Source organism: Caecibacter sp. AF58-12pH5A (assembly GCF_027681725.1).
Classification (GTDB): Bacteria; Bacillota; Negativicutes; order Veillonellales; family Megasphaeraceae; genus Megasphaera; species Megasphaera hominis.
Window position 1 is genome coordinate 1 of sequence record NZ_JAQDBC010000001.1, and the last position, 15,932, is coordinate 15,932.

Annotated in this window: 19 protein-coding genes; 18 read left to right on the plus strand and 1 reads right to left on the minus strand. The window is 48.4% G+C overall.

What is annotated here, in order from left to right:
* The first annotated feature begins 175 nt into the window (after positions 1-175).
* The 18 genes from PGX44_RS00005 (at position 176) to PGX44_RS00090 (ending at position 14,164) form a co-directional block, all read left to right on the plus strand.
* Positions 176-553, plus strand: coding sequence for an HNH endonuclease (locus tag PGX44_RS00005; protein WP_498853746.1), 378 nt, complete (start codon positions 176-178; stop codon positions 551-553).
* 132 nt (positions 554-685) lie between these two features.
* The gene (locus PGX44_RS00010; RefSeq protein WP_048514392.1) at positions 686-1,252 is read left to right on the plus strand and encodes a P27 family phage terminase small subunit; all 567 of its coding nucleotides are present in this window, start codon (positions 686-688) and stop codon (positions 1,250-1,252) included.
* 2 nt (positions 1,253-1,254) lie between these two features.
* Positions 1,255-2,484 (plus strand): site-specific DNA-methyltransferase, encoded by a 1,230-nt coding sequence (locus tag PGX44_RS00015; protein ID WP_498853747.1) that lies wholly within the window; start codon positions 1,255-1,257, stop codon positions 2,482-2,484.
* The gene (locus PGX44_RS00020; RefSeq protein ID WP_498853748.1) at positions 2,484-3,032 is read left to right on the plus strand and encodes an N-acetylmuramoyl-L-alanine amidase family protein; all 549 of its coding nucleotides are present in this window, start codon (positions 2,484-2,486) and stop codon (positions 3,030-3,032) included. Before PGX44_RS00015 ends, PGX44_RS00020 begins: the two co-directional genes overlap by 1 nt.
* A 1-nt stretch (position 3,033) precedes the next feature.
* Positions 3,034-3,309 (plus strand): prevent-host-death protein, encoded by a 276-nt coding sequence (locus PGX44_RS00025; protein ID WP_144269288.1) that lies wholly within the window; start codon positions 3,034-3,036, stop codon positions 3,307-3,309.
* An 88-nt stretch (positions 3,310-3,397) separates the two neighbouring features.
* Positions 3,398-4,102 carry a hypothetical protein gene (locus tag PGX44_RS00030; RefSeq protein WP_498853749.1) on the plus strand — a complete coding sequence of 235 codons (705 nt, stop codon included), beginning with the start codon at positions 3,398-3,400 and terminating at the stop codon, positions 4,100-4,102.
* A complete protein-coding gene (locus PGX44_RS00035; protein ID WP_144269439.1) occupies positions 4,086-4,313 on the plus strand; it encodes a DUF4314 domain-containing protein in 228 nt (75 codons plus the stop codon). The genes PGX44_RS00030 and PGX44_RS00035 overlap by 17 nt, the downstream gene beginning before the upstream one ends.
* A gap of 77 nt (positions 4,314-4,390) precedes the next feature.
* Positions 4,391-5,992: a terminase large subunit gene (locus tag PGX44_RS00040; RefSeq protein WP_498853750.1), complete on the plus strand. Its 1,602-nt coding sequence runs from the start codon at positions 4,391-4,393 to the stop codon at positions 5,990-5,992.
* A complete protein-coding gene (locus tag PGX44_RS00045) occupies positions 5,989-7,242 on the plus strand; it encodes a phage portal protein (RefSeq protein WP_498853751.1) in 1,254 nt (417 codons plus the stop codon). The genes PGX44_RS00040 and PGX44_RS00045 overlap by 4 nt, the downstream gene beginning before the upstream one ends.
* Positions 7,239-7,949, plus strand: coding sequence for a head maturation protease, ClpP-related (locus tag PGX44_RS00050; RefSeq protein ID WP_498853752.1), 711 nt, complete (start codon positions 7,239-7,241; stop codon positions 7,947-7,949). The genes PGX44_RS00045 and PGX44_RS00050 overlap by 4 nt, the downstream gene beginning before the upstream one ends.
* A 14-nt stretch (positions 7,950-7,963) precedes the next feature.
* Positions 7,964-9,160 carry a phage major capsid protein gene (locus tag PGX44_RS00055; RefSeq protein WP_498853753.1) on the plus strand — a complete coding sequence of 399 codons (1,197 nt, stop codon included), beginning with the start codon at positions 7,964-7,966 and terminating at the stop codon, positions 9,158-9,160.
* Between the two features lie 18 nt (positions 9,161-9,178).
* Positions 9,179-9,454 (plus strand): head-tail connector protein, encoded by a 276-nt coding sequence (locus tag PGX44_RS00060; protein ID WP_022382094.1) that lies wholly within the window; start codon positions 9,179-9,181, stop codon positions 9,452-9,454.
* Positions 9,454-9,771: a phage head closure protein gene (locus PGX44_RS00065; protein ID WP_053078155.1), complete on the plus strand. Its 318-nt coding sequence runs from the start codon at positions 9,454-9,456 to the stop codon at positions 9,769-9,771. The genes PGX44_RS00060 and PGX44_RS00065 overlap by 1 nt, the downstream gene beginning before the upstream one ends.
* A gap of 5 nt (positions 9,772-9,776) precedes the next feature.
* A complete protein-coding gene (locus tag PGX44_RS00070; protein WP_456085503.1) occupies positions 9,777-10,163 on the plus strand; it encodes a phage holin family protein in 387 nt (128 codons plus the stop codon).
* A gap of 169 nt (positions 10,164-10,332) precedes the next feature.
* The gene (locus PGX44_RS00075) at positions 10,333-10,566 is read left to right on the plus strand and encodes an SHOCT domain-containing protein (RefSeq protein ID WP_444216059.1); all 234 of its coding nucleotides are present in this window, start codon (positions 10,333-10,335) and stop codon (positions 10,564-10,566) included.
* A 51-nt stretch (positions 10,567-10,617) separates the two neighbouring features.
* Positions 10,618-12,177, plus strand: a complete 1,560-nt coding sequence (locus PGX44_RS00080; RefSeq protein WP_498853754.1) for a recombinase family protein — start codon at positions 10,618-10,620, stop codon at positions 12,175-12,177.
* 3 nt (positions 12,178-12,180) lie between these two features.
* A complete protein-coding gene (locus PGX44_RS00085; protein WP_498853755.1) occupies positions 12,181-12,666 on the plus strand; it encodes a hypothetical protein in 486 nt (161 codons plus the stop codon).
* On the plus strand, positions 12,599-14,164 hold the full coding sequence (locus tag PGX44_RS00090) for a recombinase family protein (RefSeq protein WP_498853756.1): 1,566 nt from the start codon (positions 12,599-12,601) through the stop codon (positions 14,162-14,164). The genes PGX44_RS00085 and PGX44_RS00090 overlap by 68 nt, the downstream gene beginning before the upstream one ends.
* A gap of 94 nt (positions 14,165-14,258) precedes the next feature.
* On the opposite strand, the gene PGX44_RS00095 is transcribed toward PGX44_RS00090, so the two are convergent.
* Positions 14,259-15,869 carry an AAA family ATPase gene (locus PGX44_RS00095; protein ID WP_498853757.1) on the minus strand — a complete coding sequence of 537 codons (1,611 nt, stop codon included), beginning with the start codon at positions 15,867-15,869 and terminating at the stop codon, positions 14,259-14,261.
* Positions 15,870-15,932 lie beyond the last annotated feature (63 nt).

A 15,932-nucleotide genomic window follows, 5' to 3' on the forward strand; every position in this document is an offset into this window, starting at 1 on the left:
TTTGCTATGTCTGGAGATGAGAACCTTGCCTTGCTTTTATTTGGGAAGACCTGATGTCCAAAATCGCGGACGCATTTGTCTGCTTTACATGGTATACTAATAGCATGAAAGAATGTGAAAAGCCTTCGTGGGAGCAATCCCTTGAAGGCTTTTGCTATGTCTGGAGATGAGTGCTTTGCCTTGGAAACCCAAAAAGCCGTGCGCCTACCCCGGCTGCAGGGAGCTGACCGTGAACCGGTACTGCGAGCAGCATCAAAAATTAATGGACAAACGTTATGACACGTACGAGCGCAGTACCGTCAGCAAGAAACGATACGGCAGAGCATGGAAACGCATCCGGGACCGCTACATTGGAAAGCATCCCTTGTGCGAGATGTGCCTGAAGAACCACAAAACCACACCGGCAACGGAGGTGCACCATATCCGTCCCCTCTCCCGCGGCGGCACTCACGACGAGGATAACCTTATGGCGCTGTGCAAGCCGTGCCACTCGAAGATAACCGCCGAGATGGACGACCGCTGGCATCATGCCAAAAAGGAATACCGTTACTAATGACTATGCTCCACTGGGAGGGGCGGTCAAAATCGCTGGCGCGCCCAAATGCTAGACCGGTGCTGGGGTCACACGCACAAAAATTGCAGTTCAAACGGGGGATTTACCGCATGGGAAAGGAGTTGAACAGCCATGGCCAAGGACGGAACCAATCGCGGCGGCAGACGGATCCGCGCCGGGGACAAGCCGGAGGCGCTGGCCGATAAAATCGACAAGGGAAAAGCAGCCACCATTATCGACCTGCCGACGCCTGCCTTAGAAGGTGCCGAGTTAAACGATGCCGCAGATCTCACCGGCGAGGATATGCCGAATCCCAGTGACTATTTGTCGGCCCGGCAGCGGGACGGCAAGCCGCTCGGTGCGGACGACTTGTTCCGTCAGACCTGGCAATGGCTGAAGGACCGCGGCTGCGAACGGCTCGTCAATCCCCGGCTGCTGGAAGCCTATGCCCAGGCATTCGCCCGGTATATCCAGTGCGAGGAAGCCATCAGCACCTATGGACTGCTCGGCAAGCACCCCACGACCGGCGGTGCGATTACCAGTCCATTTGTGCAGATGAGCCAGTCATTCCAGAAGCAGGCGAACCTGCTCTGGTATGAGATTTTCGATATCGTCAAGCAGAACTGTACCACAGCATTTGTAGGAAGTCCGCAGGATACGATGATGGAACACCTGTTGCAGGCACGGAAAGGAAAATAATTATGGAATTGATTAAAAAGAACATACAAGACCTCATCCCGGCAGCCTATAATCCGAGAAAGGATTTGCAGCCGGGCGATCCGGAATATGAAAAGCTGAAGCGTTCGCTGGACGAGTTCGGCTACGTCGAGCCTGTCATCTGGAACAAGCGCACCGGCAATGTGGTCGGCGGGAACCAGCGTTTGAAGGTGCTCCAGCAGGAGGGCATCTCGGAAATTGACTGCGTCGTCATTGACATGGACACCGAAAAGGAAAAAGCCTTAAACATCGCCCTCAATAAAATCAGCGGCGACTGGGATATAGATAAATTAGCGCTGCTCATTACCGATCTACAGGGCAGCGACTTTGATGTGTCGCTTACCGGGTTTGATCCGGCAGAATTGGACGACCTGTTCAAGGCCGATATAAAGGATGGTGTACATGATGATGATTTTGATGTGGATGCCGAGCTTAAGAAACCGGTATTCTCCAAGGCCGGTGATGTGTGGCAGTTGGGAATCCATCGCCTGCTCTGCGGCGACAGCACCCAGCCGGAAACATACCAGCGATTGCTGCAGGGAACACCGGTCAATCTGGTGGTCACCGATCCGCCATATAATGTCAACTACGAAGGCCGGGCCGGAAAAATCAAGAATGACCATCTGCAGGACGACAAATTCTACCAATTCTTATATGATGCGTTCACCTGCATGCACACCGTCATGGCAGACGATGCCAGCATCTATGTATTCCACGCCGACACCGAAGGGCTGAACTTCAGAAAAGCCTTCTCGGATGCCGGTTTTTATTTGTCCGGCTGCTGCATCTGGAAGAAGCAGTCGCTGGTGCTGGGACGCTCTCCCTACCAGTGGCAGCACGAGCCGGTGCTTTATGGTTGGAAGAAGAAAGGAAAGCACGAATGGTACACCGGACGGAAGGAATCCACTATCTGGGAGTTTGATAAGCCGAAAAAGAATACGGACCATCCCACGATGAAACCGATCCCGCTGTTGGCCTATCCCATCCTAAATTCCAGCATGACCGGCTGCACCGTGCTGGATCCATTTGGCGGCAGCGGCTCAACGCTGCTGGCCTGCGAACAGACGAAGCGACGCTGCTATATGGTGGAGCTGGATGAAAAGTTCTGTGATGTGATCGTGAAACGTTACATTGAGCAGGTCGGCTCGGACGAACGGGTAACCGTGACACGGAACGGGAAAACGTATACCTATACTGAAATGGAGGCAACATAATGCGTGTATGTATCAACCCCGGGCATGACCGGGAACGGGACAGCGGCGCGGTGAACCCAAACACCGGACTGCGGGAATGTGATGTGGCTGCTACGATTGGCAGTCTCGTCCAAACATATTTGGAGACGGCAGGCTGCGAGGTGCAGCTCCTGCAAAGTGATAATCTGGCTGGGGAAACACCGGATCTGCCCTGCGTGGTGGATACGGCAAACGCCTGGCCTGCCGATGTATTCGTCAGTTTGCATTGCAATGCCGACAGCGGCTGCGCCCGCGGTACGGAAACGCTGGTCTATACTAACGACAGCGGCTCGTCCCCACAGCTTGCCGCCTGCATCCAGTTGCAGATCGTGCAGAGTCTCGGCACAGTGGATCACGGCCTGAAGGAACGGCCCAACCTCATCGTGTTGAAGGACACCACGATGCCCGCCGTCTTAGTAGAAACAGCTTTTATTGATAATGAGGATGATGCCGCGCTGCTCACGAATAACGCGGATGATTTCGCCCGGGCCATTGCCCGCGGCATAACAGATTTTGAAGGGAGATACTAATATGGATATCGAAACAATTAAGAACGAACTCAAGGAACACATTCTGGACTCGGTGCAGGAGGATGCCAAGAATGCCACTATTTCCTGGCTCCATACAACGGTGCTTCCGGCAGTAAAGGAAGTAGCAGATGCCTACACAGTAGCCTTGCAGGAATCCGCTGGCAAGGAAACCGGCTGGAACAAATTCCGCGACCAGTGCTTTCTGCCGACGCTGATTGACAGCGGTCTGTGGCTGACCGGAAAGTTGCTCGGTAAAATGGTGGTAGTACAAGAATAATACGTGTAATTTGTGGTATAAACCCCTTGCTATAGTTGCCGGTTAGAGTGATATATGTACATGACAAAAAAGAAAGGGGTTTTCTACCATGAAAATTTTGTACCATGCACAAGGAAAAACACGTAAGGAACTGGCGGATGCCATCAGCACCATTACCGGAGCCGCCAAAGTGTATCAGGGGATTCCCAGCTATGCCTATGAGATTGACTGCTTCACGGTCGACCGCGACGGCAATCTTAATTTTGATGACAGTACAGACATTAAGAATTTACTCGAGAAACTCGACAGCATGGGATTCCATGTCGATCCAGCCGAACCAATAGAGAAAGAACCTGACGATTCGGCGTCTAAGCAGGAGAACATAGACGATTTGGTGATTGCCATGCCACGCTCCTTTTTCACCGATACGGCGTTGGAAAACCTGAAGAAGCTGATTCAGGCCAAGAGCAGCATTATGTTAAAAGTTTTCCAAACTGATGTGCTGCGCATGCAGGTAACGGAGGATAAAGTGCTATTTCCTTGGTTTACCGGCTGCCCGAATGCCGATACGGTCAAAGCCTACGCCCATTTCATTACAGCACTCTGCCATCTAGCAAAGAAGCAAAAACGGGTGCTGGCAACGGAGCACCCATCCACCAACGAGAAATACGATTTCCGCTGCTTTCTGCTCCGGCTTGGGTTTATTGGCAAGGAATACAAGGACGAACGGAAGCTGCTCCTGCAGCACCTTTCCGGCTCCTCGGCCTTTAAAAATGGCAGAAAGGAAGAACACCCTGATGAGATATCCGAATAAGGAAAGGCTGGAGCAACTGCGCAGCACATATCCCGCCGGGACGCGGATTGTACTGGTGCAAATGGACGACGCCCAGGCTCCGCCGATCGGCACCAAGGGAACAGTCGTCGGTGTGGATGACACCGGCAGCCTGCTGGTGCATTGGGACAACGGCAGCACGTTGAACGTATTGTACGGCATAGACCGCTGCCTTATAATCAGAAAGAAATAATTACACATATCATATTTGTATACCAAGACTGCCCACTTCGGCAGTCTTTTTTGTTGCCGCAAAGGAGGTGACGCTGCTTGCGGAAGTTGAAACGCTATCGATCTACGAAGTTCAGGGCCAAAGATTCCAAATACAACAAGACCATGGCGGACTATGCCGTGTCCTTTATCGAATGTCTCTGCCATACCAAGGGCACCTGGGCAGGTAAACCGTTCGAACTGATCGACTGGCAGGAGCAGATCATCCGTGATGTGTTCGGCATCTTAAAGCCGAACGGCTATCGGCAGTTCAATACCGCCTACATCGAGATTCCCAAGAAGCAGGGCAAGTCGGAACTGGCGGCAGCGGTAGCACTCCTCTTATGCTGCGGCGACGGAGAACAGCGCGCCGAAGTGTATGGCTGCGCTGCCGACCGCCAGCAGGCATCCATTGTCTTTGAAGTAGCGGCGGATATGGTGCGGATGTGTCCGGCCTTATCCAAACGGGTGAAACTCTTGGCTTCGCAGAAGCGAATCATTTACCTGCCCACGCACAGCTTTTACCAGGTCTTGTCTGCTGATGCCTACAGCAAGCATGGTTTTAATGTAAGCGGCGTGATCTTTGACGAACTGCACACGCAGCCGAACCGGAAGCTGTTTGATGTCATGACCAAAGGTTCCGGCGATGCCCGTACGCAGCCGCTGTATTTTCTTATTACGACAGCCGGGACGGACACCCATTCTATCTGCTATGAAACCCACCAAAAGGCACTGGATATTATCGCAGGCCGGAAGATTGATGCCACCTTCTATCCGGTGATATACGGGGCCAAGGACACCGACGACTGGACGGATGTCAAAGTGTGGAAGAAGGCCAACCCGTCGCTTGGCATTACGGTCGGCATGGATAAGGTCAAGGCGGCCTGCGAATCCGCCAGACAGAATCCTGCCGAGGAGAATGCCTTCCGGCAGCTTCGCCTGAACCAATGGGTTAAGCAGGCGATCCGCTGGATGCCGATGGACAAATGGGATGCCTGCGCGTTTCCCGTACAGCCGGATGAGTTAAAAGGCCGCGTCTGCTACGGCGGGTTGGATTTATCCTCCACCACGGATATTACGGCCTTTGTGCTGGTGTTTCCGCCGCAGGATGAAGCAGACAACTATGTTGTGCTTCCTTACTTCTGGATGCCGGAGGAAAACGTATCATTGCGTGTCCGGCGGGACCATGTTCCCTATGACGTATGGCAAAAACAGGGATTCCTGCACACGACGGAAGGAAACGTCGTCCATTACGGCTACATCGAAAAGTTCATCGAAACCATGGGCGAACAGTACAACATCCGCGAGATCGCTTTCGACCGCTGGGGCGCGGTGCAGATGGTGCAGAATCTCGAAGGTATGAGATTTACCGTCGTCCCATTCGGACAGGGGTTCAAAGATATGAGTCCTCCCACCAAGGAACTGATGAAGCTGACGCTGGAAAAAAAGATCGCCCACGGCGGCCATCCAGTACTGCGCTGGATGATGGATAATATCTTCATCAAATCCGATCCGGCGGGCAATATCAAGCCGGATAAAGAGAAATCCACCGAAAAGATCGACGGTGTCGTGGCTACGGTCATGGCACTCGACCGTGCCATCCGCTGCGGCAACGACAACAGCGAAAGTGTATATGACCAAAGGGGGTTATTGATTTTATGAGTATATTCCAACGTATATGGGGAAAAAAGTCACGCGACAAGCCGAAGAACTACCTGTCTACGGCCTTTACGTTCCTGTTCGGCCCGACCTCCTCCGGAAATGTGGTGACGGAACGGACAGCTATGCAGACAACAGCAGTTTATGCCTGCGTCCGGGTGTTGTCAGAGGCTATCGCCGGACTGCCGCTTAATCTATACCGGTATACACCAGATGGCGGCAAGGAAAAGACCATCAATCATCCGCTGTATAGGTTGCTTCATGATGCCCCCAATCCGGAGATGACGAGCTTTATCTTCCGGGAAACGCTCATGAGTCATCTTCTCTTGTGGGGCAATGCCTATGCACAGATCATCCGGAACGGCACCGGGCAGCCGATTGCACTGTACCCGCTGCTGCCCAGCAAGATGGATGTCAGTAGGGCCGCAAACGGTCAGCTTATCTATACCTACTCCAAGGACTCGGACGAGTTCGGTGCGGATAACCGCTGCCAGCAGATTTTCCTGTCGCAGGATGAGGTGCTGCATGTTCCGGGTCTCGGGTTTGACGGACTTATCGGTTACAGTCCAATTGCCATGGCCAAGAACGCCATCGGCATGTCGCTGGCAGCCGAGCAGTACGGTGCGTTATTCTTTGCCAACGGTGCTACACCGGGCGGCATCTTAGAACATCCGGGCATCGTGAAAGATCCGGTCAAACTGCGGGAAAGCTGGCATGCCCAATTTTCCGGCACGAACCGGCACAATGTAGCCGTGCTGGAGGAAGGCATGACCTTCCAGCAGTTATCCATCCCGCCGGATCAGGCGCAGTTCCTCGAAACGCGGAAGTTCCAGATCGACGAAATCGCCCGTATCTTCCGGGTGCCGCCGCATATGGTCGGGGATCTGGAAAAGTCCACCTTCTCCAATATCGAGCAGCAGTCGCTGGAATTTGTCAAATATACCCTCAATCCTTGGTGCGTCCGCTGGGAACAGACCATGAACCAGCAGTTGGTATTGCCATCGGAACGCGCACAAATCTTTACAAAATTTAATGTGGACGGTCTGCTGCGCGGCGACTACCAGAGCCGCATGAACGGGTATGCCATCGGCAGGCAGAACGGCTGGCTCTCCGCCAACGACATCCGGGAACTTGAGGATATGAACCGTATTCCTGCCGAGCAGGGCGGCGATACGTATCTGGTCAACGGTAATATGCTGCCGCTGGACAAGGCAGGAAAATTTTATACCGAAAGCGAGGGAAAAACCCCATGAAGAAGTTTTGGAACTGGAATACCGATGACGATACCGGACGCATCCTTACCATTGACGGTACCATTGCCGAGGAAAGCTGGTTTGATGACGACATAACGCCGAAACTGTTTAAAAACGAGCTGGCATCCGGACAAGGCAATGTCACCTTATGGCTGAACTCGCCCGGCGGCGACTGCGTAGCAGCCAGCCAGATCTATGCCATGCTGATGGATTATGCCGGGCAGGTCCATGTCAATATCGACGGGATTGCGGCTTCGGCTGCCTCCGTGATTGCTATGGCAGGCACAACCGTCAATATGGCACCGACCGCACTGATGATGATCCACAATCCGTTCACGATCGCCATGGGTGATACTGATGAAATGGAACGGGCCATCTCTATGCTGTCCGAGGTCAAGGAATCAATTATCAATGCGTATGAATTAAAGACCGGACTCTCCCGCACCCAGTTATCCCATCTGATGGATGCCGAGACCTGGATGAATGCGGGAAAAGCAATCGAACTCGGCTTTGCCGATACTGTACTGACGAACGATGCCAATACACCAATGCATGATGCTGCCAGTATGGGAAGTTATTCCTTTTCCCGACGGCAGGTCACCAATGCATTATTGAACAAGGCCATCGCCAAGAAATCAAGAACGAAAACAGAGCCACATATATCCGTAGCGTCGCTGCAGCAGCGACTGTCGCTCTTAATACATTAAATGGAGGTACCAACATGAGTAAATTATTAGAACTGCAGGAAAAACGCGCCAATATCTGGGAACAGGCTAAGGCCTTTCTGGATGAAAAGCAGACAGCCGGTGACACGCTCTCCACCGAAGATGCCGCCACCTATGACAAAATGGAAGCCGATGTCATGGCACTTGGCAAGGAAATCGACCGACTGAAAACGCAGGCTGCCATTGATCTTGAATTAAGCAGGCCGACTTCAACCGCTATTGTGAACAAGCCTGCAAAACAGGATGTAACTAAGCATGGCAGGTTCAGTGATGCCTATGCCCCCGCATTTTGGGACAGCATGCGCGGCAAGTCCCGTCCGGAAATCCGAAACACCTTAAAGGAAGGGGCCGATCCTCAGGGCGGCTACCTGGTACCGGACGAATTTGAACGGACGCTGATCCAGATGCTGGCAGAAGAAAATGTGCTGCGCTCCCTTGCCCATGTGATCCAGACTGCAAGCGGCGACCATAAGATTCCGGTCGTTGCCAGCGAAGGAACCGCTGCATGGACGGATGAAGAAGCCGCCTACACCGAAAGCAACACCACCTTCGGCCAGGTATCCATCGGGGCGCATAAGCTGGGTACGCTCGTTAAGGTATCCGAGGAGCTGTTGAACGATTCCGCCTTCGACCTGGAAGGATATATGGCGCAGGAATTTGCCAGAAGGCTTGGCAATGCCGAAGAAGAAGCCTTCCTCACCGGCACCGGAACAGATCGTCCGTCCGGCATCCTCGTCGATGCCGCCGGTGCTTCGGATGGCTCGACTGCCGCCTCTGCTACGGCGATTACCTTTGACGATTTGATTGAGTTGTACTATTCGCTCCGCGAACCGTACCGCAAGTCGGCTACATTGCTGCTGCATGAAAGCACTGTCAAAGCCATCCGGAAGCTGAAGGATACGCAGGGCCAGTACATCTGGCAGCCTTCCGTCAGCGCCGATGTGCCGGATAAGATTCTGAACTGCCCGGTTGTTACCAGCCGGTATATGCCGCAGATGGCAGCCGATGCCAAGACGGTGCTGTTCGGTGACTTCTCCTACTACTGGATTGCCGATCGGCAGGGCCGCACCTTTAAGCGTTTGAACGAATTATACGCGGTTACTGGTCAGGTCGGTTTTCTCGGCTCCCAGCGCGTCGATGCCAAGATCGTATTGCCGGAAGCCATCAAGACGCTCAAACAGGCCAGCAAATAACAGAAGGAAGGTGGCAGCATGGCAGTAACACGGGACGAAGCTAAATTATACCTGCGTATTGATAATGATGTGGAGGATGCTTTGATCGACAGTCTGATCCAGTCCTCCACGACGACGGTGGAAAATGTACTGCGGCATCCGTTAAGCGACTACACAACATTGCCAGAGGACATCAAGACGGCTATCCTGTATGGCGTGGCCTATCTGTACGAAAACCGGGATACGGCGGACTTCGATGCCATGATCAAGCTCATGCGGGCCATGCTGTTTTCCTACCGGGATGAGGTGTTCTGATGGATATCGGGGAAATGAAGCAGCGGATCGAGTTTATGGTGGAGGAGAATGTCTCTGATGGACAAGGTGGTTATGACACCACCCTGGTCAGCAAGGGAAGTACCTGGGCCAAAGTGACCAATATCCACGGCGGGCAGTATTTCTTTGCGGCAGCCGTTCATCTGGAAAAGGATGTGTCGTTTGTCATTCGGTACCGTTCGGATATCTTAGAAAAATGGATTATTAAGTTCCGCAATCAGAAATACAATATCCAGTTTATCGATAATGTAAAATATGGGGACCAGTATCTTGAAATCAAGGCTACCCTGGCGGGGTGATGAGAATGACCTGGAATGAAATACGAATCGGGTGTGCGGCAGTCGGTGCCTGGCTTGGCTGGTTCATCGGCGGATTTGACAATCTGCTCTATGCCCTGCTGACGTTTGTCTGCCTGGATTATATCACCGGCGTGTTATGCGCCTGCCGGGAACGGCAGTTATCCAGCGAGATTGGCTTTATGGGCATCTGCCGGAAGGTGCTTCTTTTTGTGCTCGTCGGTGTGGCCCATACGCTGGATGCGACGATGCTCGGGTCCGGCAGCGCGTTACGAACCGCTACCATCTTATTCTACTTATCCAATGAAGGACTTTCCATTGTGGAAAATGCCGCGCGGATGGGACTTCCCATACCGGACCGGCTGCAGGAAGCATTGAAGCAGCTACGGAAATAAAAACAAGAATATATACCATGGACCTGCTGGAGTCTCATCACTCTGGCAGGTCTTTTTTTATGTCTTGGGTTCGAATAGCAGTTTGTTTTATCGACTACAGATATAAGGGCTAACAAAATAGGTTTACTTTCCCCTATTTCATGGCCTATCTGTAAGGAGATGATTTGCCATGAACGAACAACTAAGCAACCATACACTCGAAGCAAATAAGCTACAAGCCGAAGCAAAGCCAATATCACAGGAACAACTGCAGCACGAAGTCGATTATGTCCGTGCCCAACACATACTGCAGTCCCTATTCCATAAAGGGCTGCTTTCTGCTGATGAATTTTCTAAAATAACGGCAGTAAACCGAAAAACATTTTCGCCGGTATTAGCGGCTATATTGCCCTCTATTCCTTGATATATCCGGCATATAGAGGTACTATGTCACACTACAAGGAGGTGAAAATCCATGAAAACGGTGACAAAAATCGGAGGCCAGCTTGTATTTCCTACGCAAAAACATAAACTGCGGGTAGCGGCCTACTGCCGGGTATCCACTGATAGCGAGGAGCAATTAGTCAGCCTTGCCACACAACGAAAGCACTATGAAGCCTATATTACGGCAAATCCAGACTGGGAGTTTGCCGGTATTTATTATGATGAAGGTATTACCGGCACGAAAAAAGAAAAGCGCCCAGCCCTACTCCGCCTGATAGATGATTGCGAGCATAAAAAAATAGACTTCATTGTGACAAAGTCTATCAGCCGGTTTGCCCGCAACACCACCGATTGTCTGGAACTGGTCCGTAAATTACTGGAGCTTACCGTTTATATCTATTTTGAAAAGGAAAACCTAAATACCGGTTCGATGGAAAGCGAGCTCATGCTATCGATTCTGAGCGGCTTGGCAGAAAACGAGTCGGTATCGATTGCCGAAAACAGCACCTGGTCCATACAGAGCCGTTTCCAGAATGGCACCTTTAAACTTGCTTACGCCCCATATGGATATGATGTAATAGAAGGAAAACTGGTACTGCAGCCGGAGCAGGCTACAATTGTAAAAGCCATGTTTGATCAAACGCTCGCCGGTATCGGGACGGATGCCATTGCCAAGGAATTAAATGCAAAGAAAATTCCGGCTAAACGCGGTACCCATTGGACTGCAACAACCGTTCGTGGCATATTGAAAAACGAGAATTACACTGGGGATGCTATTTTCCAGAAAACCTATACCGATTCGCATTTTAATCGCCATCATAACCATGGCGAGAAAGATAAATACCGGGTGGAACACCACCACGAAGCTATCATCACCAAAGACATATTTGAAGTGGCCCAGCAGGTCATTCGGCAGCGTGGCAAAGAAAAAGGTGCGCTGCCACAGGATAAAAAGTACCAGAACCGTTATCCGTTTTCTGGTATCATTCGATGCCATCAATGTGGCGCTACCTTCAAGCGGCGTATCCAAGGCGGTCACAATTCCTATGTAACATGGTGCTGCGCCACCCATTTAACAGATGCCACAAAATGCTCATTAAAATACATCAAGGAAACGGCACTGAAATACGCCTTTGTTACGATGATGAATAAGCTCATCTTTGGTCATGCCTTTGTTTTAAAACCATTGCTTGCCAGTTTGCGTACCCTCCATTCGGACGACAGCATCACAGTCATTCAAGATCTAGACACAAAGCTGGCGGAAAATGCCGAGCATCAAAAAACACTGGCGTACCTGCTGACGAAAAAATATCTAGAGCCTGCGATGTACCAGAAAGGAAATAACGAGCTACTGCAGGAAGCTGAACAATGGCAGCACCAAAAAGATTCCCTTGTAGATTTTTTGAATGATGATAATAAAACGGTCCATGAAACGAGAGAATTACTGCAGTATACTTGTAAGGCGAAAATGCTAACGGGCTTTGACGAAGCAGTATTCCAACAATTTGTAGAACAAATTCTGGTCTACTCTCGAACGAACATCGGCTTTAAGCTAAAATGCGGCATTACGCTACGGGAAAGGCTGGTGTAAGCTATGAGCCATACACCGTTTGGGTACCGGATTAAAAATGGCAAAGCAATAGTGGATGTGGAGGAAGCCGAAAAAATACGAGTGCTGTTCCAAGCCTATCTTGCCGGGGCTGCACTGGCTACGGCTGCGAAAGAGGCCGCGATCCACGCCTTCCACAGTGGTATCCGCCATATCCTGCAAACGACGCATTATATCGGTGATGATTATTATCCGGCTATTATTGATGCCGATACGTTTACTGCTGCACAAAAGGAAATCACCAGCCGAGCCAAAAAACTGGGGCGTATCCGGGAACCTAAAAAAGCGTCACCGGTTATATACCCCACCACCTTCTCCCTTGCAGAAAAAACACAAACCTATACTGATCCGTTTCAGCAAGCCGAATATGCATACAGTTTAATAGAAAGTGAGGAATCCATACATGGAATTACAGACGCGGAATGTCACGATCATTCCAGCACGAACTTATCTACACCGAAGCCATACTGAAGAAAAGCCAAAATGCCGTGTGGCTGCATATTGCCGGGTTTCTACCGACAGCGACGAACAGGCCACCAGTTATGAAACACAAATCGAGCACTACACCACCTACATCCACAATCATCCAGATTGGAAACTGGCCGGAATTTATGCTGATGATGGGATATCCGGTACCAATACTAAAAAGCGGGATGAATTTAACCGCATGATCGAAGATTGCATGGCAGGTACGATTGATATGATTATTACTAAATCTATCAGCCGGTTTGCCCGGAATACGCTGGATTGCCTGAAATACATCCGGCAATTAAAGGACAAACACATTCCCGTCTTTTTCGAGAAGGAAAATATTAATACGATGGACTCTAAAGGCGAGGTGCTGCTTACCATTATGGCATCCCTAGCCCAACAAGAAAGCCAGTCCCTAAGCCAGAATGTGAAGCTGGGCCTGCAGTACCGCTACCAACGGGGTGAAGTACAAATCAACTGCAATCATTTTCTTGGGTATGCCAAGGATGAAAATAAACGCATGGTCGTAGTTCCGGAGGAAGCAGAAATCGTAAAACGCATTTACCGGGAATATCTTGAGGGTGCCAGTATGCTAAAAATCGCCCGCAATTTAACAGCGGACGGGTTAAAAAACGGTGCTGGTCACACCAAATGGCGAGACAGTAATATCAGACAGATTTTGCAAAATGAAAAATATATGGGTGATGCCCTCTTGCAAAAAACCTATACGGTGGATTTCCTTACCAAAAAGCGCGTCAAGAATACTGGCATCATGCCACAGTATTATGTAAAAGATAACCATGAAGCCATTATCCCCCGCGACATATTTCTGCAGGTGCAGGAAGAAATGGTACGGCGAAGTTCTATTCACTTGAAAAACGGGAGGAAGTTGACCTACAGCAGCAACCATTGTTTTTCCCAACGGATACGCTGTGGTAAATGTGGCGAGATATTCCGCCGGATACACTGGAACAATCGAGGAAAGAAATCCATCGTCTGGCGCTGTGTCAATCGAGTAGACCATACGTGCAAATGCGATGCCCGTACCATATCTGAGCCAGCACTTGCGCAGGTCTGTCTAACAGCCATCAATCAGGTGCTATGCGGAAAGAAGGATTTTCTTGCCATGCTGCAGCATAATATCGAAACCGTTCTCAGCCATAACAATGATGAAACGCTGGCAACTATCGATACCCGATTGGAAGAACTGCAAACACAGCTTGTAAAGTTAGCAAGTTCCAAGGCTGGCTACGACGATGTTGCCGAAGAAATCTACCACCTGCGCGAACAAAAACAGCAAACATTGGCGAAAAGTGCCAATCAGGATGAAATCCGTAGCCGCATAGAGGACATGGCTGCCTTCCTAAAAACACAATCCACTGCCATTACCCAGTTTGATGAGCACCTTGTCCGGCAGCTAATTGAAACCATTACGGTGTTTGAAGATAGCTGTACCGTAGAATTCAAATCGGGTGTGACAGTGGATGTAGATGAATAACACTATAAATTATTTAAGTTTTTGTAAGCCAACGTATTTTACAATATCCAAATAATTTAAATTGAAGTATATTTTTTATAGGATTATAGATTTGTTATACTCTATCAAAAATGACCTTTTCGAGTTCTTTATATATTTCAGTGTCCTGTGTTATAAATTCTGCCAAGTTAATTTTAAATCTTTCTTGATTAACGCTTGTAGTAATACCACAAATATTTTTTATTCTTCCAGTAGAATCTTTTAAATTTTGATTTACAATATCAGTAACAAAAGAAGAATATGATCCCTCATCAAAGGAATTATTATTTTTATTACAATATCTTTTTAAAATCTCTTTATCATATAAATAGTTTTCTATTTCATAACGTATTAACACTCTATGATTATCAGGATTATTCCGTAAATATTCTTGCCGTTGTTCCTCTGTAACTACTTTTCCAGATGCCATATCACGATCTTTTAGTACAAATATTGTGATTTCAGGAAAAATTTTAGAAAGTACAACCAATGCTATATCGCTACGTTGATCCAATTCTGTATTTCCACCACTTGATACAAATAAAACATCTGGATATTTTGAAGCAAATATTTGATTATAGATAGTTGCATCCAATCCACGTTCTGTACCATCCGGTCTTGGATCTGCTCGTCCTTCACAATAAATTATCGTTTTAGGACATACTAATTTTGCTAAATCATCTAAAGCTGTAGCAAAAATTTTTTGCCACATACTTCGACTTAAAATAGCAGGTGTAAGAACATATGTATCAGATGCCCATTTATTATGAGAATCAAATTCAATAATCTGAGAATCATCTTGTAATTCTTCTTGTAACGCACGTAAAAAGCCAATACTGTGTGTAGCAATCCAAATTTGGCAATTATCTGGAATCATTTTATTTATTTCCATAAGCAATGATCGTTGAATAGAAGTATTTAGGTGTAATTCAGGTTCATCAATTATGTATATTGAGTCCTTATAGATATCTTTACGCAAATAAAGATCAAGTAATAAGTCAATTGTTTCCTTTTCTCCAGCCGAAAGAACATTATAATCAAAAACAATATCAGAATCACTTTTTTTAAAATATAACGTTCCTTCATTGGATTCAATGTTGCCCATACTTGTAATTTCTAAATCCAAACAATTTTTTATAGCATCATTTAAATATTTAACAATAGCATCTTTTGCTTCACTTGGGCGCAAATCATTTTCATCACGATAATGACAGAATTTCGCATTTAATCTTCGGTAGTTTTGCTCGATTCGTTGATCAATATCGGAAGCAGTTGATGCCCCATAATTATTTAATTGTATTTCATCTACAGCCTGTACATTTGAAATATGAAGCCCACTGTTATATCGAAACGAACTACGAAATGAAAAAATCGTTTTTTCTAATCCTTGTGCTCTTTTACTTCTATAAACCGTTAAAAAATCTCCTTGGTCAATTTCAATTTGTATGTTTTGATAATCATATAAAGGCTTACCTTCTAAAGAATGATATTGCACATCTTGGTGACTATTAGTATTACCTATTGGTGCTAATGCTTTCATCGCATATAGCATAGCATCAAACACACTGCTTTTTCCACATCCATTAGGACCAACTAAAGCAACAATACGTCTAGGATTTTCTCCTAGATCAATGGTTAGATCAAAAAAACGTTTGTATTTTGACATATGAATTTTTTTAATGTGCATATGTAATAACCTCCATTTTCACTTTCCCACATCCAACCCATTCATTCACCAAGCCATTTTTCC